The sequence below is a fragment of the Aeromonas sp. 9A genome (assembly GCF_963900955.1).
Lineage (GTDB): Bacteria > Pseudomonadota > Gammaproteobacteria > Enterobacterales > Aeromonadaceae > Aeromonas > Aeromonas salmonicida.
The window spans coordinates 3,304,382-3,322,753 of sequence record NZ_CAWRFG010000001.1 but is presented as its reverse complement, the minus strand read 5'-3'; the positions used below and the strand labels follow the sequence as shown (position 1 = coordinate 3,322,753).

Sequence of the window (18,372 nt, the reverse complement as noted above, 5' to 3'; positions counted from 1 at the left end):
ACTGCCGAAACTTGGGCAAAGGTAAGCCATCAATTGTACACTTGGCAGGATATGTCTGTAGCAGTCTTAAGTAGGTAAAATGCAATTATTTTGTGATGATGCTGTAAATTGGTTGTCAACGCTCGCACCTGCGAGCGTTGATCTTATTATCACCGACCCCCCGTATGAGTCTCTTGAAAAACACCGAAAAATCGGTACTACAACTCGACTTAAAGTTAGTGATGGTTCGAGTAATCAGTGGTTTGAGATATTTCCGAATGAGCGTTTTGAAAGTCTGTTAACAGAGATACATAGGGTTTTAAAGAAAAATTCACATTTCTATTTATTTTGCGATCAAGAGACAATGTTCTATGTAAAACCAATAGCTGAAAAAATAGGTTTCAAATTTTGGAAACCTATAGTTTGGAATAAAATGGCTATTGGTATGGGATATCATTATCGGGCTAAATATGAGTTTGTTCTTTTTTTCGAAAAAGGGAAAAGAAAGTTAAATAATCTCGGCATTGCTGATGTTCTAGAGTGCAAGCGAGTTTATCGAGGATATCCAACAGAAAAACCGGTTTCTTTATTAGAAACGTTAATAACTCAGAGCTCCAGTGAAGGTGATATGGTCATAGATCCATTTTTTGGATCCGGTTCTACATTAGTAGCTGCTAAGAATCTAAATCGCAAAGCTATGGGGTGTGATATATCTAATGCAGCTCATGATTATTTGAAACAAAGGCTAGTTGCGGCAATCTTACCCGAAGAAAAAATAGAAGACCTATGCGTTTAAATGCGGCAAATATATTGCTGTTTTGACCGCTTACTGTTCCAACTATGTATATATATCCCCATAGTAAATACTCCCAATCATCACAAATGACTGTATACAATAACAGTCATTTGTTGGAGGGACTATGGCAGTAAGAAAACAGGTATCTGGTAAGTGGCTGGCCGAGATTTATCCAGAAGGGCGGCCGAGCAAGGTGAACCCCAACGCGCCGCGTGTGCGGAAGCAGTTTGCTACCAAAGGTGAGGCGCTGGCGTTCGAGCGTTTTGTGCTGGATCCGGACAAGGGCAAGCCCTGGCTGGAAGGGCAGGGGGAACCGACCGACGGCCGGCACCTATCCGATCTGGTCGATCTCTGGTTTGGTCGCCATGGCCAGAGCCTGCGTGATGGTGAGGCACGCAGGTCCAAGCTGCTGACCGTGTGCCATTCCCTAGGAGATCCGCTGGCTGTGAACTTCACCGCTCGCGATTTTGCCGCCTACCGTGAAGCTCGCCTTTCAGGCGATATTACCGACCGGCGCGCCATCAACCAGGAGAAGCAGGGCGTCACACCCAATACGGTGAACCGCGAGCATGCGTACCTGCGAGCGGTATTCAACGAGCTGAAAAGGCTAGGGGAGTGGCAGGGGGAAAACCCCCTCGATGGTCTGCGGGCCTACAAGGTGGCCGAGGCCGAACTCGCCTTTCTCTATCCTGACGAACTCAAACGTCTGCTGGCCGCCTGCGCCGAGAGTCCAAACCCCGATCTGCTGTTGGTGGTAAAACTCTGCCTGGCCACCGGCGCTCGATGGTCTGAGGTGGAAGAATTAACCCAGTCTCAGGTATCCCCCAACCGCATCACCTTCACTCGTACCAAGAGCAAGAAAAGCCGCAGCGTGCCCATCAGCCCCGAGCTCTATGCCCAGTTGCCGAGAAAGCGTGGCCGCCTGTTTGGTGACTGCTACCGGGCCTTCGAGATGGTGGTCGAACGGGCAGGGCTGGAGCTGCCCCCTGGGCAGAATACCCACGTTCTGCGTCACACCTTCGCCAGCCACTTCATGATGAACGGCGGCAACATCCTGGTGTTGCAGAAAATCCTCGGCCACTCCACCATCACTATGACCATGCGATACGCACATTTTGCTCCCGATCATCTGGAAGATGCGGTTAGGTTGAACCCGCTTGCCGTCTGTGGTTTAAATTGAAGCCACCTCGGCCATCGGATGGTTTGAATGGATCAGCCAGTATCAGACATTGACCTGTGCGAAGCGTTGTCCGATCTCTTTGTCGATAACGAGGTCGACTTCGAGTACATCGCTCGGGTGGCGCGGGCCTTTCCCATTACCCATGTGGAGAAAGCTTTGTTCGAATGGGTTGCTCCGGTCTGTTACACCAACACCCTGACCCCGGTGCCACCGATCTGGACCGGCTTTGAACGTGATTCGCTTTGGACGGAAATTCAGGGCTTGCGGTCAAAGGAGGCCAAAGCCGGTTTTGCCAGGAAACTAAGCATCGCACTCAGGCAGTTTTATCTGAGGCGGCAGTTTGCCGATGAGTGGCGCAGGTTGTCGGCGCTGCTGGCCGAGAAGGAATAAAAGTGGCGACAGAGTGGCGACAAAATTTTAAATGGGTGGTCATTTTTGGCCGTTATTGGTTTGCTAACCCATTGATTTTTATGTAAGTGCTTGTTTTTTCATAGGGTTGAATCAGATTTAAAATCCCTCGACGTTCGCGTCGTGCCGGTTCGATTCCGGCCTCGGGCACCATTAAAATCAAAGACTTACGAAGGCCGCTAGCAATAGTGGCCTTTTTGTTTTCGGCCAAGTGGCGACAGAGAATGCCAGCGGTTGTCGTTATTTTTCTTGAGGTGTACTATGTACGCCATTGGATTGATTGGCTAGAGTGAGTGATGGGTGAGTAACGCCATTGAGTTTATTGAGACATCGATCTTTACCAAGCAGATAAAAGCACTCGCAACAGATGATGAGCTCAGAGCACTACAAACAGAATTGATCTAATGTGGATTGAGACGATAGAGCGAGAAGAGGCCCCATAATGTGGGCCTCTTCTGCTTTTGGGTGCGGAGAACGCCAAGATGAAGCTCATTTGCTATGACTGCTTCGGTTAACCATCACAACTCATGGTTTTTCAAAATTTCAGTTATCAGATCAGCCCTCATCACACCTAACCAGTTGAAACAAAACGCCTTCTCGTTATTTCTCCGTAGCAAACGAGATCCTTCCCGATCATTCAAATCCCCACGAAAAGTACGACCCTCCCAATATATTCAATAGGTTACGTTTTCAGCTCGGCTATCCAGAGCCCCTCAAAACTGTAAAAAACCGCAAAAAGGATCCTTCTTTGCAGATCCTAACCTCGCCTCAGATCCTTTATCTGGCGCGGTCTGGGACTATGGTTTTGCGGTAATCCACTTTTGCAAAAATTTTTATTGATGAGGCGCGCAGGCGGGAGCGGAAGAGCGCGGATTCCGTGACGCAGACGCGGCGGTGGGCGTCGCTGCCGTGTGCTGGGAGGCTGTGAGCGTGCGCAGGCTTCACGTATGATGCGATGGCTGCCTTTTCATGCGGCGCTATTCCCTGGCCATGATCAGGCACCGTCAGGCAGATAGAAGAAGGCCCCACATTGTGGGGCCTTCTTGACGTTAAGACGCTTGGGTCGATTACAGAGACTGCAGTGCAATGGTTGCACTCTGGGAGTTCTGCTGGCTGTCTGCATCCATCCAAACCCACTGCGAGCCATCGCCCTGCAGGTTCTCGGTAATGCTTTGGATCTGGGAGGTCGTGATGGTAATTGCCCCGGTCTCACTGGCCGTCGGCCCCATCTTGGTGATCTGACCTTTGAGCAGACCATTGGAGGTCTCGTTGACGACAAACACGGTCGCCTTGTCTTGCCGGAACTGGCATGAAATGAACTGGGTGATGGTACTGGCGATCGTCAGGTTCATCCATTTTGACGGAGGCACTGCATAGTACCGAGTGTATTTGTTGAACGGCACAGGATCACCGTTGGCTTGCAACGGCTGGTTGTTCAGACCGGCAGTATTGGTCGGCATGCTGACACTGCCCAGCCAGAGGTCAACTTGGGCGATGCCGCTGTTGCTGGGCAGTGAGACGGAAATGGTTTGAGTGTCAGTGCCAGACACAAAGCCCATTGATGCCAGGCCTGCGTTGGCCGTCGTACCCGGTACTGTGATTTGGCAGGGAGGTTGGCTGTTACTCCAGACAACGTTAACCGCAGCGTTGTTGTCATTTTGGGCCGAGTTGTAGATGAAGATCCCATACAGCTGGTCGGGACGCAGCACAGTACAGGTTGCAGTGTCGCCGGCTTTGAGGGTGATGCGTTGTCCGCCGTTCCAGTTGAGCTGGGATGCTGCAATAGCGATGCTTTCCATGGTATTTCCTTTTCCTTGATGAAATGTAAGGGATACCGCGTAGCTACATATCTACTTCTGCTCCACGTGAAATGGAGCCTAGCAATGAGATTCGAATGGATCAAGTGACAATAATTCTTTTTTGATTAAATTATCATTACAGGCGGTGCTGGCTTGAGACGGAATGCACATCGTTGTTGGTGGTGGGCTCTAAAAAGAACACAAATTCAATTGGATAAGCTTTCCAAGATAGATACTTGCTCATGAAAATCAGGAAGCTGGGGTGGCAACACAAAAGACTCCCATTGTAAAAGCACTCTAGCGGGAAGGAGCCGGTCCCATACCAGACCGATCCTGTAGAGCTTCGGGAAAAGGGGATCTGGTGCACAGCGAACTACCTTTGCATGCATCAAATAGTCCTGAGGTGATGGAATAATCAGCCTGTCTCCAGGCTTGAGTTGTGCCTTGCCCATCAGCCCCACGCCACGGATATTGACGTCGCGAAGATTCATCCTTAGCGCAGGTCTGAATGCGTCAAACCAGATGTTGTCTAGATGGCACTGGACAACATAACCCCCACCAGAAAGAACAAAACGGACGTAACGTCGAGAGTCATAGCCAAGAGGAATGACATCATCAACTGGCCTTGCTATTTGCCCCCTATCTCTCATTGTTTAATTCCCAAATGACGACATACATATGGTCAATGATAGATGTGACATTTTAAATGCCAATTATATATTTTGGTTATAAGAAAATAGATTCTCACTTAACGCATTGATTGTTAAATCTTATTTTTTGGATCAATATCCCTAAATTGGTAATGCTTTAGTATGAGGTTATCACTCAGTAATGAGGTCTGGCTGCGTTGTCTACCTGCAGCAGGGCAAGCCGAACCGAGCAGGAGATGAAAGAAAAGATTACCAACAGCAAGGGCGGGCTGGATGCCATGATCCGCGCCCTTGCGCTGGAAGCCGGCCCTCATGGCATCCGCATCAATAACGTCAATCCCGGCATCATCAACACGCCGATGGCACAACGGATGGGGGCGAATGAAGAGACGCTCAAGCCTTTTGTGAGACTGACACCGGCCGGGCGTATCGGTGGGGCTGATGATGTTGGCGACGAGGTTGCCTGGCTGTGTAGCGACGAAGCCCGATTCATCACAGGCCAGAGTCTGCTGGTCGATGGCGGTTTCACCATTGCCGGATTGCGTTAAGCCAGGATGCGTGCTGGCCTGATGCGCTCGACCTTGATCCGTTGTGAGCCTGTGTCCGTGCTGTGATCCTGCGCCTGACTGAGCATGATGGCGATGACCCATGCAAAAAGCCCCTCGCGGGGCTTTTTCAGCGGATTGCCATTTCTCGAACGGCTACTTCTTGAGGTGTTTTCGGATGGCCTTGCCCGAGGTGCCGACGGCTTTCACCGCTCTTTTCAGCTGTACTTCGGTGCACTCGAAGGTCTTGATCCACAGCTTCATCTCATAGGGGTCGTTGACGTTGATGCTCTTGGCGTCAAGGGGATGGGCTAGGGTGTTGTTGTCAGGCATACGAACCTCAACTGATGGAAATGGCTGGCGAGAAAGAAGTTTCTGCCTGGTCGCCATCATCCCCCATATACCCATGCCGCATGGTGACGAGCTTCACACAACCCTGTACCCGTTCAAGATAAGGGTGGGGACGGGTCAGCTGCGGATCTTGTTGAACACAAACAGCACTATCAGTGCCCCCATGGTCGCGATGGCGATGCTGGAGAGGTTGAAACCTGTCACTGAGCCCAGGCCCAGCAGGGTACCGACATAGCCGCCCACCATGGCGCCGATGATCCCCAGCAGTACCGTCATGAAAAAGCCGCCGCCATCACGGCCCGGCATGATCCATTTCGCCAGAATACCCACCAACAGCCCCAACACGATCCAGGTGATAAATCCCATGGCCAACTCCTCGTTATCTATGTGAGCTCACATTATAGGGGAGGGGGCGACGGTGCGAAGGGCTGGCGATGGTCGGCTGGTCACAGATTGTCGGACTCATGGGCCCCGGCAGGATTGAGCGATGGCAAGGCGCGCTGCTCCAGCCGCTGCTCGCCCGGGCGGCATACCAGCACGGATCCCTGCTCGAACCAGTCTCCCAGCACGATACGGCGGGCAGGTTGACCGTCGAGCGTGAAGTCGTGAATGGCGGGTCTGTGGGTGTGACCATGGATAAGCAGCTGGCAGCCGTGCTGGCGCAGCAGTGCGTCCACCGCCGCTGGCGTCACATCCATGATGGTCTGGCTCTTCTGCACGTTTTCCATCTGGCTTTGGCCACGCATCTTGCAGGCTATGGCGAGGCGGCGAGTGAGGGGCAGGCGCAAGAAGAGCCAGCGCAGCCATTTGAGCTGGGTGATGCGGCGAAGTTTCTGATAGCCCAGATCCAGGGTGCAGAGCAGATCGCCGTGGCTCAGCAGCACCCGCTCCCCATAGAGGTCGATCACGCAAGGATCAGCCAGCAGTGTCATGCCTGATCGCTTGGCAAACTGCCGGCCCAGCAGAAAGTCGCGGTTGCCGTGGATAAAGTAGATGGGTACGCCGCGCTGGCGCAGAGCCGCAAAGGCATCGGCGATGGCGTGATGGAGCGGATTGGGGTCATCGTCGCCAATCCAGAATTCAAACAGATCCCCCAGCACATAGAGGGCATCGGCACCGGGGGCGTCGCGCTCCAGAAAGCGCACCAGGGCGGCCGTCATGTCGGGCCGATCGCTGCACAGGTGAATGTCACTGATAAAGAGGGTGCTCATGATGGTGTGCAAGGGGCCCTGATAACTGGGTGGCTGGAAAAAGTGGCTGGCTGGGCAGAGGGTGCCTGTGCCTGAGGCCGCCAGTCAAGCTGGTCAAGGTCGCGCCCCTCCAGCGTCAACAGCGCCTGATAAGGGTCACCGGGCAACTTCAGCAGGCGGCAGATGGCCGCTTCCCCTTTCAGCCCTTGTTGCAGGCGCAAGGTACGCAGTGTCTGGTAAAAGTCGTGGCCAAAGTGCTCTATCAAGGCGGCCATCAGGCTGAGGTGGCGCCAGCCGTTGAGGGTATCGACCCGTGCCGGGGTGACATAGAGCTCGATGGGCCAGGGGTTGCCCTCGCCATCGATCAAGGTCTGCTCCAGCAGCCAGATGTCGCTGCCAAGGGCGCGGCTCTGCCACTGACGTTGGGCAAACAGGTCGGCAAGGGCGGCGGGATCGCTGTGCTGGCAGAGGATGTCGAGATCGCTGCCTGGCCGGTCGAGCCCGATGGCCAGGGTGCTCACCAGCGCCACATCCAGACACAGGCTCTGCAACTCACCCCACAGGGGCGTGTCGTTCAGCAGGGCATGGGCCGCGCGCTGGCGAGGATTGCCCAGGGCCAGATAGTCGAGGCGGCGCCAGTTCGGGCCGGCGGTCAAGCGCGCAGATGGAAAAACTGCGGCCGGGGCCGCAGTCAGTTCATCTCGCAGAAGGCAGAGATCAGTCTGCAAGGGTCACCTTGGTGATCACCACGTCTTCTACCGGTACATCCTGATGCATGCGGCCGGAGTTGCCGGTCTTGACGGCTTTGATCTTGTTGACCACGTCCATGCCGGCGGTCACTTCACCAAATACGCAGTAGCCGAAGCCCTGGGTGGTGGCGGATTTGAAATCGAGGAAGTCGTTGTTGCTCACGTTGATGAAGAACTGGGCACTGGCAGAGTGCGGCTCCATGGTACGGGCCATGGCGACGGTGCCGACCTTGTTGGACAGGCCGTTGGCCGCTTCGTTCTTGATGGGGGCGCGAGTCTCTTTCTCTTCAAAACCGGGGGCATAGCCGCCGCCCTGGATCATGAAGCCGTCGATGACGCGGTGGAAAATGGTGTTGTCGTAGTGACCGTCACGGCAGTATTGCAGGAAGTTGGCCACGGTTTCCGGGGCTTTTTCGGCGTTCAGGGTGAGGGTGATGTCGCCGTGGTTGGTGTGCAGAGTAACCATGATATGTCCTTTCAAATGTGGCGCGGGCGCGAAGGTGGCTCGCGGCTATGGCATAAAGTGGTGGCAATTCTAGCCCATCAAGGGGCTGCGGCATAGATGGCACGCAGGATTCGGCCTGTTTTCTGCCTCGTTTTCTCCACCGGATGCGGGTAGAATGGCAGGCCATTTTACTCACAGGCAGTGGTCATAAGATGCTGAAGATATACAACACACTCACTCGTCAAAAAGAAGAATTCAAACCTATCCACCCGGGCAAGGTGGGCATGTATGTGTGTGGCGTCACTATCTACGATCACTGTCATATCGGCCACGGTCGCACCTTCGTCGCCTTCGACGTGGTGGCCCGTTACCTGCGTTACTGCGGTTATCAGCTCAACTATGTGCGCAACGTCACCGACGTGGATGACAAGATCATCAAGCGCGCCGCCGAGACCGGCGTCACCTGCGACGATCTGACCGAGCGCCTGATCGGCGACATGCACCAGGATTTTGATGCCCTCGGCATGGTGCGCCCGGACGTCGAGCCCCGCGCCACCCAGCACATCAGTGAAATCATCGAGCTGGTAGAGAGCCTGATTGCGCAGGATCACGCCTACGTGGCCGACAACGGCGATGTCATGTTCATCGTCGACTCCTACGCCGACTACGGCAAGCTCTCGGGCCAGGATCTGGAGCAGCTGCAAGCCGGTGCCCGGGTCGGCGTGGTGGATGCCAAGCGCAACCCGCTCGACTTCGTGCTGTGGAAGATGTCCAAGCCCGGCGAACCGACCTGGGAAAGCCCCTGGGGCCCGGGCCGTCCTGGCTGGCACATAGAGTGCTCCGCCATGAACTCCAAGCACCTTGGCAACCACTTCGACATCCACGGCGGCGGTTCGGATCTGCAGTTCCCGCACCACGAGAACGAAATTGCCCAGTCCTGCTGCGCCCACGGTGGCGACTACGTCAACACCTGGATGCACAGCGGCATGGTGATGGTGGATAAAGAGAAGATGTCCAAATCCCTTGGCAACTTTTTCACCATCCGCGATGTGCTGGCCCACTACGACGCCGAGAGCGTGCGTTACTTCCTGATGTCCGGTCACTACCGCAGCCAGCTCAACTACTCGGAAGATAACTTGAAGCAAGCCCGCGCCGCCCTGGAGCGCATGTACACCGCCCTGCGCGATCTGCCGGTGGCTGCTGCTGCCGGTGGTGACGAGCAGGTTGCCCGCTTCAAGGAAGCGATGGACGACGACTTCAACACCCCGGAAGCCTACTCCGCCCTGTTCGATCTGGTGCGCGAGATCAACCGCCAGAAAGCGGAAGACATGGCCGTGGCCGCAGGCCTGGGTGCCCGTCTGCGCGAACTGGGCGCCGTGCTCGGTATACTGCAACAGGACCCGGACGCCTTCCTCAAGGGCAATGACGCCGATGACGAAGTGGCCGAGATCGAGCAACTGATCGCCCAGCGCAATCAGGCCCGCGCCGACAAGAACTGGGCCGCCGCCGACGCCGCCCGCAACCGGCTCACCGAGATGGGGATCGTGCTGGAAGACAGCGCCGGCAAGACCAGCTGGCGCCGTGCCTAAGGCCGGTTGCCCTGTTGGTGCCAACAGCTTGACCCAATAAAAAACCGCAGCCCTCTTGGGCTGCGGTTTTTGTTTTGGCGAGGGCTTTGCCCTCGAAGGGGTTTCGCCGCCGCTGTGCGGCTTGGCGAGTGACTTTTGAAAGACCAAAAGTCACCAAAAGTCTTCTCCCCCGGCAAACCGCCCGCTTCGCGGGTTCCCTCGTCTCGTCCAACGGGTTGGACGGAGCGCCGCAGACGGCACATCCCTGTGCCGGCTGCGGCTGCGCCATCATCCATGATGGCGCTCCTGACCCGTTGAACTCGACTCGGCGGTTTGCAGGGGGAACCAATACCGTGTCCGCCCGTGGCTTGAGCTTGCATGTTGACTGCCTTTTCCGCTGAAAGGGGAAGGAGTGCAAGGGGGGGGGAAATAGGGTTTTAGCTGGGGGGAGCATGTGTAACTATTGGCCATTTAAAGCATAGCTGCATGGATGAAATATCTATCGACCCGATTCAAAGATACTATTGAATGATATTTTTCATTAATAGCTTCACTCAGTTCCTCCACTGAAGATTCATTAACATTTATCAATTCCTTTCTTATTTTTTCAAGTGTTTGGTGGGGGATGCCCATTTCATGTATAGCTGCATAACCTGCCGTTAATTTTTGAAATTCCATATCATTAATCAACGGGCCATAATCAAATTTCAAACCGGTTTTTTCTTTAAAGTTCAAGTGAAAAAGAATATCTGAAAAAAGTGATAAAAAATTAGGAAAACTGAAACCATACACATTCGATATAATCTTCAGCTCATCATCGATTACACCTGACATTTGTTCATCTATCTCCTGCTTATCATTCTGGCTCTCAATGAGTTTATTGTATTTCCAATTCATCTGTTGTGTAAGGTAATCATCAACTGATTCAGCAGCTATGTATGCTCTAAATTTACCACAAATAGATAACACAGGATCTTTATCATTCTTGGACGTTACAGAAAAACCATTTCTTGTCAGTACGTTCTTTCTAGCTGCTATGAACTGTACCATTATGAAATAAAGTGCTTCTGTTGTTGGTTTACCAAAAAAGTTTAATTTTTTGTATAAACTGAAATCCATAACGCGTACGCTGTTAATTGCAATAAGTAGCGATTCAATTTTTTCAACTTCAAAGGATGAATTATTTCTAATTATTTCAATGGGTATGATAGTGGTTTTTTTAAAATCTTCCCAAGAGCTTAATGCTCCAGAAGATAAATGGTCTATGTCAATAGATCCCAAAAGGTTCAACGGACAATTGCTCCCATCATCTCCAATGGGAACTACTAACTCATCAGAATCATCCTCTTCAGGTTGAGCTTGCAAGCAATATACTTTGCCGACGAAATGTTTGTACATCCTACCAGCTCTTCCTTTAATGTTATTATGTGTAAACTTGTCAATAGACTCGAGTCCATTGTAGTTCTCATATATGATAACGTTTTTAGCTTTAGTGTTTACGCCTTCAATAATTGTTGATGTACATATAAGTAAATTATGTCGCCTAGAACGATTAAAAATATCAACTGAAAAATGTTGTAAAGCTCTTGGCAGAACTCCATGATGAAGAACAATTCCGTGCTTTAATGATTGGCAATAGTTCCATCTAGGATCATAATTTTTTGACAACCAATCAATAAACTCATCATTATAGCTAGCCTCAAAAGAAGCTCCCGACATTAAGAATTGTGCCAGCTTATTAGCTGCATTAGGCGAACGACAATATACGATTGTTTTTTCGTCTTTACATTCATTCAAGATTTCTAGCAGCACCTCCTTTTTTCTATCAGTATCTGTTGCAGGGATATTATACTCTTTAACATCAACGGAAACGGTGCGAAAATTACTACAAATAAAAGTAAAATCTCCAACAAGACTAAAAAGACCTTTAACGCTGGTGATATTTGGCCCAATAAAAAACCACTGCTTAGACCGTTTAAGTAATTGAGATAAAGAAATATTTAGAGATATTGCTCGTTCGTCATATTTCAACACGCCATCTTTGTCATATTTAAAACCAAGCTTATAAAATTCATCAATAATAAACAGGTCAATCTTTTCTAGATCTTTTCTCTGATTAAATCTTTCCTGAGTTAAAATGAATATTGCCGGCTCATGCTCATCATGAGACTGACTATTATGATGAATGATTCTGTATTGTTCTCCTAGCATGACAACTAACTTTTTCCTAGTTTCATCTATTAGAGCAATTGTAGGTACAATTAGAACGACGGTACGATATCTTTCTGGAGTTAAAATATTAGATATAATCTCACTTTTTCCCATGCTTGTTGGGGCACTCAACACCACATTTTTACCACTAAGCAACTCATTGAAAACTCTTGTTTGAATAGCATGAAATACAATGCCATTATTGAGATTTGGCTTATTTGCCTCAATGGATATAATGTCTTCTAAATCATGGTTTTTAAACTCTGTATTAAGATAGGGATAGAGACCAGCCTTCCGAACCAAGTGCTTTAACAATATTTCGTAATTTTCATATAACTCTCTATTGTCTAATGTCCTAATAATCATATCACGGCCTTCCGCCGCACTAACTGGATTAGATAGAAGTCCAGATGCTTTCTTTAAATATAGTAAAGGACTATGCTCAAATTTCGTGTCAATAGTCATGGGAATACTCTGCTCTTGAACCTGTTTAGTATGGTGTCGTTACATGGAGTAGGGAACAAATAAAAGCCAAGACGAATTTTTTCGAAAATTGGGTTTTTCCTGATCATGTAATCATACATATAAACTGCTTTATCTTTTATTTCCTCAATGAGTGCATCTTCACAGGTTTGGTGGTCATAAGATTGCATCTTATAGGATAGGAAAATCACAAATTTAAACCTATCTAAATGAGATGAGAAACTATTAGATGCATTAACCCCTATCCAAAGCTCATCTTTTATTTTGTCGTTTTTAATGATATGCACAGAATCAAATTTAAGTATTTTATTGTTATTGGCTGCAAACATTATCATAGGAATTGGTTGGGCTTGGCTCTGCTTCCTCAATATGCTGTTAAATATAACCTTAGAGATTACTTTGTTGAGTTCAAGATCTGATATTCTCTTGAGAATTGTCTCTGCTTTAATTAAAGTAGGGTCGTTACCAACCATCTCGGAAGGTTTTAAAAAAACTTCGTCAAGCCATTTGGTTAACATATCGACGATATAATCATATCGGTATACATTGAAGTTGAATTCTTGTTTGAACCCCTTGTTTTTGTGTTTATTTAAAACTTCCTCAAATAGCGGGGTGACAATATCTGCTAACTGCTTATTAGGATATGCCTTGGTAACCAAGGCCTTACTTAAGGTATATGAATGCAAAATAGATATAGATTCTTGCCTGAATAAAGTCTTATCTTCTACGATATTAATTTTTTTTGAAAGTTGGCTTTTTGAATAAATTTTGTTGCATAGAATTTCACCCAGCTGTTTAATTGACTCGGTGCTAAGAGTACAGTTGAGCAATTCTTCGCAAGCAATTCTTAAATTGTGCTCAGTCTTTAGTATTATTAATTCTACATTCGGAAATACGCGCCATAAAGTATTGTCAACCCAGTATTCCCCTCTATGGCCGTTACCAGATTGAAACTTTTTACCTAATGCTGTATTAATCGACTTGATCAGGCCTTCTCGCCCACTCTTTAATGTTCTTTTTTCGTAGGGGATTTCTAAGAAGCACAATGGGCCACTAACAGGCTTGTCTGTTACCAAAACAAATTTACTAAGAATGTTTTGGGTTTTATCAAATTCGAGGCTTTTATGGAGAATAGAAGAGTTAGGCTGAGCTTTGCCACCTTGATTAACATTTCTAGGAGCTTTAAGTTCACTTAAGGTCCAATGATTACTTACTGTTCCTGTTTTTACTTGGACATGCGTTATGCTATTGTCTGAGTGAAATATCTCAATATCGTCACCTACCTCACACCCTATTCCTTTAATATCACGATCAAGTAACATTTCAGTGGCTAAAAATGTTGCAACGTAATCCTGAAAGAAGAATCCTTTTTTTGCAGCTACGCCACCTCTATTATTATCATCCATCAGATACATAGAGCTATTTATCTCCTTGTTTATAGTCTTCTTGTCTGCCCATTAGTATAAATTCCTATTGTTGATTTTTTAGAGAACGTAGATTTGCTTAACGAAGCCTAATTCGAGGTTAGATAAATGGGGTAATTATCACTACGAAGCGTTCACTATCGGGCATTCAATATAAAACAACTTTCCGATAAGGATTTGTACCGCTTGCTGTTGTACTCACCATGATTTTTTCACCTATGCAACCATCTTGATTAAGTCTGTTGCATAGGTGCGAAAATCTGCTCTCGCCATGGGGTGGGCGAGGGGTTGGCTGTGAGATAACAACCCGCCCGATCTTTGCCCCGAATAGGCAGGGGACTGTTGCCGCGGACGATTACGCTTCGCTAATCGACCCTACACGCTTATTGCACCCTACCGTTTTCCCGCAGGGGGAGAGGGGATCGTAACCCCGAGGGGAGGGCGACCCCTCCTGTTGCTTGGTGCCCATCCCCCTGGATGCTAGGATGCCCAACCGTTTTCTTATCCAACCCTTATCAGTTATGGCAAACCGGCTCGTCGACAGTAAAAACAGGATCGCCCAGGCAGGGCGCTGGCTCGCGACCCGCGGGGCCGCGCTCTTTGCCGAACTCTCGGAGTTTCAGCAGCGCATCTGGGTGGTCAGCATAGTGAACGACACCTACACGGATACCTTTATCGTCAATGAAGGCAGCTTCGAGGAGCCCATGCAGTGGATGCGGCGCAAGCAGTACAACGCCGACATGCTGCAGCGGGTCGAGGCCATGCAGCGCTCCCAGGTGATCCAGTTCGAGCTGGGCGATACCCGCCATCGCCTGATGCGGGTCAAATAACCCGGGTCGCGTCCGGTGGCGACGGGCCTTGGGCCAAGTGGCAGCGGCATCCGGTCAGCCTGTGGTCAGGTGATGGGCGTGCGACAAGTACCGTAGGGTGCAATGAACGAAGTGAATTGCACCGCTATTCGACGTGGGTTTGATGGCGGAAACAGGCTTTGCGGATTGCGCCATGCGCCTCACCCGTAAGGGGAGAGGGATGGTTGCCGTGGACGGTTACGCTTCGCTAATCGACCCTGCGCAATAATTGCTACCGCCCCTGGCTGTCGCTACCACAATGCGCTGTTGACCATCAGAGGGAACAAGGGGGCCAACAGGCACCGTCCACCATATTACGGAGCCATCTTGGCCCAATCCACGAGTTGCTGATGCCAGTGTCAGAAATAAGCCATTTTCTTGCGCCAGTTCAAACTTTGATTAATTTTTCTGGCACTTTTTGGGTGGGGTGGGGTGGGGGTGGGGTGGCGGGCCGGGTTGTATCAGGTTGTGACAGCCCGTGCGAGTGGCAAGGCCCCATGAGCGGGGCCCTGTGATGGGGGCAGAGCTCAGCGCACGGGGAAGTATTTGTGCTGGATCTGCTGAAATTCACTGCTGGCGAGTACCTGGGTCAGGCCATTTTGGAACTCCTTGACCAGCTCGTCGCTGACCGGGTGGCTGAAGGCGAAGCAGAACTGCTCCGAGCTCAACATCCAGAATACCTTGAACTGGGCGGGATCCAGCTGCTGGGAGGCAATGAGATCCATCAGTGTGGTCTTGTTGGTGGAGATCAAGTCGACCCTGCCGGAGGTGAGCATCTTGAGCGCCTGGGGCAGGCGGTTGGCGGCCATGATTTTTTGCTCGTCAAAGCCGTTGTTGAGCAGCAGTTGCTCCCCCACATCGGCGCGCACTGCCCCTATGGTGTGTTGCTGGGCATCTTCAAGCTTGGTGAGGGTGAGCGGGTTCTTGGCCAGCCCTATCAGCACGATTTCGGCATATCCGATGGGGCATGCCCATTTGAACAGCGGATCCCGTGCCTCGGTACGGGCGGTGGCGAACAGCACCACATTGGGTTTTTGGGTCAGCAGGTAATAGCCGCGAGCCCAAGGCATGATGGTGATGGTTTGCGGCGGCGTATTGGTCTTTTTCCACACCTGATGCAGCAGCTCGATGGCGAGACCGGTCGGGTTGCCGGCGCTGTCTGTGTAGTTATAGGGTTTGTACTCTTCGCTGAGGTAGTGCAGCTTGCCAAGTTCCTGGCTGGCCTGGGTGATGGCTGCAAACAGCAGCGCGGCAAATCCAATCCATTTTTTCATGCTGGCCATCCTGATGAGGTGCTCTGTCATCCTCAAGTGTTACCACATAGCGATAATTCGCCAATAAAACCGGGCGTTAAATCAAGGGGTCAAGCGGGCTTTCTCTTGCACAGACTCAAGGGGCTGGCAGGTATCTTTGCCGCAGCGCCTGGTATTCCGGCGATGCCAGTGCCTGGGTCATGGCGCGCTGGAACTGTTTGACCAGGTCGTCATCCACCTGGCGGCTGAAGGCGTAGCAGAGCTCTTCGGCATCCAGCACGAAGGCCACAGTGAAATCGTCGGCATTGAACTGCAGCGCCTTGATGGCGTCATAACCCGCCAGCTTGCTGGTCGCCAGCAGGTCGGCGCGGCCCGACACCAGCATCCGCAAGGCCTGGCTCAGCCGGTTGGCCGGTATGATGCGGGTTTCATCCATGCCCCGGTTGAGCAGCAACTGCTCGGCTGCATCGGCTCGTACGGCGCTGATCCGGTAGTCGTTCATCTGCTCGACGGCACCGAGCTGGACAGGTTTGCTTTTATGGGCCAGCAGTATGTATTCGGAATAGCCGATGGGGCAGGCCCATTTGAACAGGTGAGAGCGGGTCTCGGTGCGGGCGGTGGAGAAGAGCACCACATTGGGTTTCTGGGTCAGCAGATAGTAGCCCCGCGCCCAGGGCAGGATGCGAATGGCTTGGGCGGGGGTGCCGCTGCGCTGCCAGATGAGTTGCAACAAGTCGACCGCCAGCCCGGTGGGCTGGCCTGCCTCATTGCTGAAATTGTAGGGAGGATACTCCTCGGTCAGGTACTCCAGTTTGGTCAAGCCAGCATGAGCCGTGCCAAGGCACGACATCAGCAGCAGACAACAGCACAACCTTATCCTCATGGGTACGTCCTTGGCGTGATTTCTGCAATCCTTATTGCGCAAGTGTGGGCAAAAAAGCCTGATATTGCCAGCAGTTACCAGCGGGCTCTGGGGTTGCCAACGGGTTTGAACTGCTCGTCCCTCAGCCCGACCAGCAACGCCTTGCCATTCCCCTGCAGGCGAAACTCCCCATAGCGCGCCACTTCAAACTGTTCACCCGTGCCCTCTTCAAAGAAGAAGGCATCGGGCCCGATCAGCCACTGGTTGTCGCTCTGGCGCACTTGCAGCAGACGCTCATTCGATGCCAGTTGCTCCGGCTTGCCATCGGCGGCCCAGTTGGCCACCTGATGCTCATCGAGCCGGATCACCAGGGTATCGTTGCCATTGGTGTGCTCGCTGTAACGGCTGGCACCCAGCTGGCGGGCGATGTCGTAGTTGAGGCGCATGTAATCCCCCTGCATCAGGGAGCGGGGATCCACCGGCGCCAGCCTGAGCAGTACTACCTCGCCGCTGGTCATGGCGGCTTCGTAACGCCAGACGGTGAAGTTGATGGCCGCCAGTATGGCTAGGCCGGTCAGCAAGAGGGCAAGCTGTCTCATAACGGTCTCCTGGCGTTGATCACATGCAGTAACTGGCGGGCACCGAGCAGCAGGGCACCCGAGCCCAGCAGCAGCCAGGATTTGGTCATCAGGGTCAGCCCCAGATCATAGTAATAGAGGGAGCCAAAGCCGAGCAGCAGCAGGCCCGCCAGCGTCATCAGCCCCATGCTGCCAGCATGGAAACCGAGTACCAGCACCAGGGCGCCCGCCCCCATGCCGGGGATGAAAGCGCTGATCAGCACCAGTGGCAGCCCGTATAGCAGTGGCAGCTTGAGCCGGATCATGACTCCGAGCAGCAGCGCCGCGCAGAGCAGGGGATTGAGCCAGAGAGGCAGGCGAGAGAGGCCAAGCTCGTCGAGCATGCTGGCCCCCTCGCTCCACAGCGGATGGTGCAAGCGCCCCAGCACCAGCAGGGAGAGTGCCAACCCCAGGGTCAGGGATTCATACAACTGATGGTGGGCCGGTTGACGTTCTGCCTGCAGCCAGCAGAAGGCAAGCGTCATCATGACCAGCGGCAGGGCCAGCAGTTGCAGGCCAAGGCAGGCAAGGCCAAGGGTAAGCAGTATGGCGGCGGCGAAGCTGTGAAACAGCCGGATCAGCCAGTGCTCGAACAGGGCGGCAATAAAGAGAGAGAGGGCGGCGAGCCCCAACCAGAGTGGCGCCGAGTGGAGATCAATCTGATCGATGAGGCCATAGAGCAGCCAGGCATCGGCGGCCAGCGCCAGCGCCAGCACGAACTGATCCCACAGATCGCTGCGCTGGGCGAAGCGGTTGAGGCCAAAGGCGATGGCCATCAGCACGGCGCCCATCATGAGGGCGCTGTTGGCATCCCGGGTGAGCTGTGAAAAGGACATGAACAGGAAAAACAGCAGGAAGAGAGCGGCAACCCAGCCCACCATGCCGAGCAGAAAGCGGCTGGACCAGTGAGGTTGGGTATCACGGGGGGCTTCCCCTTCCACCAGATCAGCCTGTTGCAGCCGTTGCCAGGGGGTCAGATCAGCCATGTTGTCTCCTCTTGGCGGGCTTGCCAGA

19 protein-coding genes are annotated in these 18,372 nt (G+C 51.8%); 6 read left to right on the top strand and 13 right to left on the bottom strand.

From position 1 onward, the window contains the following. Window positions 1–79 precede the first annotated feature (79 nt). The 3 genes from AACX78_RS15320 (at window position 80) to AACX78_RS15310 (ending at window position 2,345) form a co-directional block, all read left to right on the top strand. Window positions 80–775: a DNA-methyltransferase gene (locus AACX78_RS15320; RefSeq protein WP_159166720.1), complete on the top strand. Its 696-nt coding sequence runs from the start codon at window positions 80–82 to the stop codon at window positions 773–775. Window positions 776–899: 124 nt separating this feature from the next. After that, window positions 900–1,955 (top strand): site-specific integrase, encoded by a 1,056-nt coding sequence (locus tag AACX78_RS15315; protein WP_159166719.1) that lies wholly within the window; start codon window positions 900–902, stop codon window positions 1,953–1,955. A gap of 27 nt (window positions 1,956–1,982) precedes the next feature. Continuing rightward, window positions 1,983–2,345: a DUF7079 family protein gene (locus AACX78_RS15310; protein ID WP_159166718.1), complete on the top strand. Its 363-nt coding sequence runs from the start codon at window positions 1,983–1,985 to the stop codon at window positions 2,343–2,345. 1,085 nt (window positions 2,346–3,430) lie between these two features. Here AACX78_RS15310 and AACX78_RS15300 read toward each other — a convergent pair. Both AACX78_RS15300 and AACX78_RS15295 read right to left on the bottom strand, forming a co-directional pair. Further along, window positions 3,431–4,162 (bottom strand): hypothetical protein, encoded by a 732-nt coding sequence (locus AACX78_RS15300; RefSeq protein ID WP_021141035.1) that lies wholly within the window; start codon window positions 4,160–4,162, stop codon window positions 3,431–3,433. Window positions 4,163–4,368: 206 nt separating this feature from the next. After that, a complete protein-coding gene (locus tag AACX78_RS15295) occupies window positions 4,369–4,653 on the bottom strand; it encodes a hypothetical protein (RefSeq protein ID WP_125729364.1) in 285 nt (94 codons plus the stop codon). 356 nt (window positions 4,654–5,009) lie between these two features. Here AACX78_RS15295 and AACX78_RS15290 point away from each other — a divergent pair, with 356 nt between their 5' ends. Beyond that, window positions 5,010–5,360 carry an SDR family NAD(P)-dependent oxidoreductase gene (locus AACX78_RS15290; protein ID WP_265342329.1) on the top strand — a complete coding sequence of 117 codons (351 nt, stop codon included), beginning with the start codon at window positions 5,010–5,012 and terminating at the stop codon, window positions 5,358–5,360. 153 nt (window positions 5,361–5,513) lie between these two features. Here AACX78_RS15290 and AACX78_RS15285 read toward each other — a convergent pair whose 3' ends face one another. The 5 genes from AACX78_RS15285 to AACX78_RS15265 all read right to left on the bottom strand — a co-directional run bounded on the left by AACX78_RS15285 (window position 5,514) and on the right by AACX78_RS15265 (window position 8,113). After that, a complete protein-coding gene (locus tag AACX78_RS15285) occupies window positions 5,514–5,690 on the bottom strand; it encodes a DUF3606 domain-containing protein (RefSeq protein WP_005314534.1) in 177 nt (58 codons plus the stop codon). A gap of 135 nt (window positions 5,691–5,825) precedes the next feature. Next, window positions 5,826–6,074 carry a GlsB/YeaQ/YmgE family stress response membrane protein gene (locus AACX78_RS15280; protein WP_017413027.1) on the bottom strand — a complete coding sequence of 83 codons (249 nt, stop codon included), beginning with the start codon at window positions 6,072–6,074 and terminating at the stop codon, window positions 5,826–5,828. A gap of 80 nt (window positions 6,075–6,154) precedes the next feature. After that, the gene (locus tag AACX78_RS15275) at window positions 6,155–6,919 is read right to left on the bottom strand and encodes a UDP-2,3-diacylglucosamine diphosphatase (RefSeq protein WP_096118253.1); all 765 of its coding nucleotides are present in this window, start codon (window positions 6,917–6,919) and stop codon (window positions 6,155–6,157) included. Then, window positions 6,916–7,626 carry a DUF4269 domain-containing protein gene (locus tag AACX78_RS15270; RefSeq protein ID WP_159166717.1) on the bottom strand — a complete coding sequence of 237 codons (711 nt, stop codon included), beginning with the start codon at window positions 7,624–7,626 and terminating at the stop codon, window positions 6,916–6,918. The genes AACX78_RS15275 and AACX78_RS15270 overlap by 4 nt, the downstream gene beginning before the upstream one ends. Beyond that, on the bottom strand, window positions 7,616–8,113 hold the full coding sequence (locus tag AACX78_RS15265) for a peptidylprolyl isomerase (RefSeq protein WP_059113897.1): 498 nt from the start codon (window positions 8,111–8,113) through the stop codon (window positions 7,616–7,618). Before AACX78_RS15265 ends, AACX78_RS15270 begins: the two co-directional genes overlap by 11 nt. 191 nt (window positions 8,114–8,304) lie before the next feature. Here AACX78_RS15265 and cysS point away from each other — a divergent pair, with 191 nt between their 5' ends. Beyond that, on the top strand, window positions 8,305–9,681 hold the full coding sequence (cysS, locus tag AACX78_RS15260) for a cysteine--tRNA ligase (protein ID WP_159166716.1): 1,377 nt from the start codon (window positions 8,305–8,307) through the stop codon (window positions 9,679–9,681). 450 nt (window positions 9,682–10,131) lie between these two features. Here cysS and AACX78_RS15255 read toward each other — a convergent pair whose 3' ends face one another. Both AACX78_RS15255 and AACX78_RS15250 read right to left on the bottom strand, forming a co-directional pair. Then, window positions 10,132–12,336 (bottom strand): DEAD/DEAH box helicase, encoded by a 2,205-nt coding sequence (locus tag AACX78_RS15255; RefSeq protein ID WP_159166715.1) that lies wholly within the window; start codon window positions 12,334–12,336, stop codon window positions 10,132–10,134. Continuing rightward, entirely contained in the window at window positions 12,333–13,769 is a 1,437-nt protein-coding gene (locus AACX78_RS15250; protein WP_159166714.1) for a dsDNA nuclease domain-containing protein, read from the bottom strand. The genes AACX78_RS15255 and AACX78_RS15250 overlap by 4 nt, the downstream gene beginning before the upstream one ends. A 494-nt stretch (window positions 13,770–14,263) precedes the next feature. Between AACX78_RS15250 and AACX78_RS15245 the strand changes: the two genes are divergently transcribed. Further along, window positions 14,264–14,608 carry a hypothetical protein gene (locus AACX78_RS15245; RefSeq protein ID WP_236556341.1) on the top strand — a complete coding sequence of 115 codons (345 nt, stop codon included), beginning with the start codon at window positions 14,264–14,266 and terminating at the stop codon, window positions 14,606–14,608. 545 nt (window positions 14,609–15,153) lie between these two features. Here AACX78_RS15245 and AACX78_RS15240 read toward each other — a convergent pair. The 4 genes from AACX78_RS15240 to AACX78_RS15225 form a co-directional block, all read right to left on the bottom strand. Continuing rightward, entirely contained in the window at window positions 15,154–15,900 is a 747-nt protein-coding gene (locus AACX78_RS15240) for a substrate-binding periplasmic protein (protein ID WP_034524069.1), read from the bottom strand. A 115-nt stretch (window positions 15,901–16,015) separates the two neighbouring features. Next, on the bottom strand, window positions 16,016–16,762 hold the full coding sequence (locus tag AACX78_RS15235; protein WP_159166713.1) for a substrate-binding periplasmic protein: 747 nt from the start codon (window positions 16,760–16,762) through the stop codon (window positions 16,016–16,018). 74 nt (window positions 16,763–16,836) lie between these two features. Continuing rightward, the gene (locus tag AACX78_RS15230; protein WP_159166712.1) at window positions 16,837–17,340 is read right to left on the bottom strand and encodes a GDYXXLXY domain-containing protein; all 504 of its coding nucleotides are present in this window, start codon (window positions 17,338–17,340) and stop codon (window positions 16,837–16,839) included. Further along, a complete protein-coding gene (locus AACX78_RS15225) occupies window positions 17,337–18,344 on the bottom strand; it encodes a DUF4401 domain-containing protein (protein ID WP_159166711.1) in 1,008 nt (335 codons plus the stop codon). The genes AACX78_RS15230 and AACX78_RS15225 overlap by 4 nt, the downstream gene beginning before the upstream one ends. Window positions 18,345–18,372: the final 28 nt, after the last annotated feature.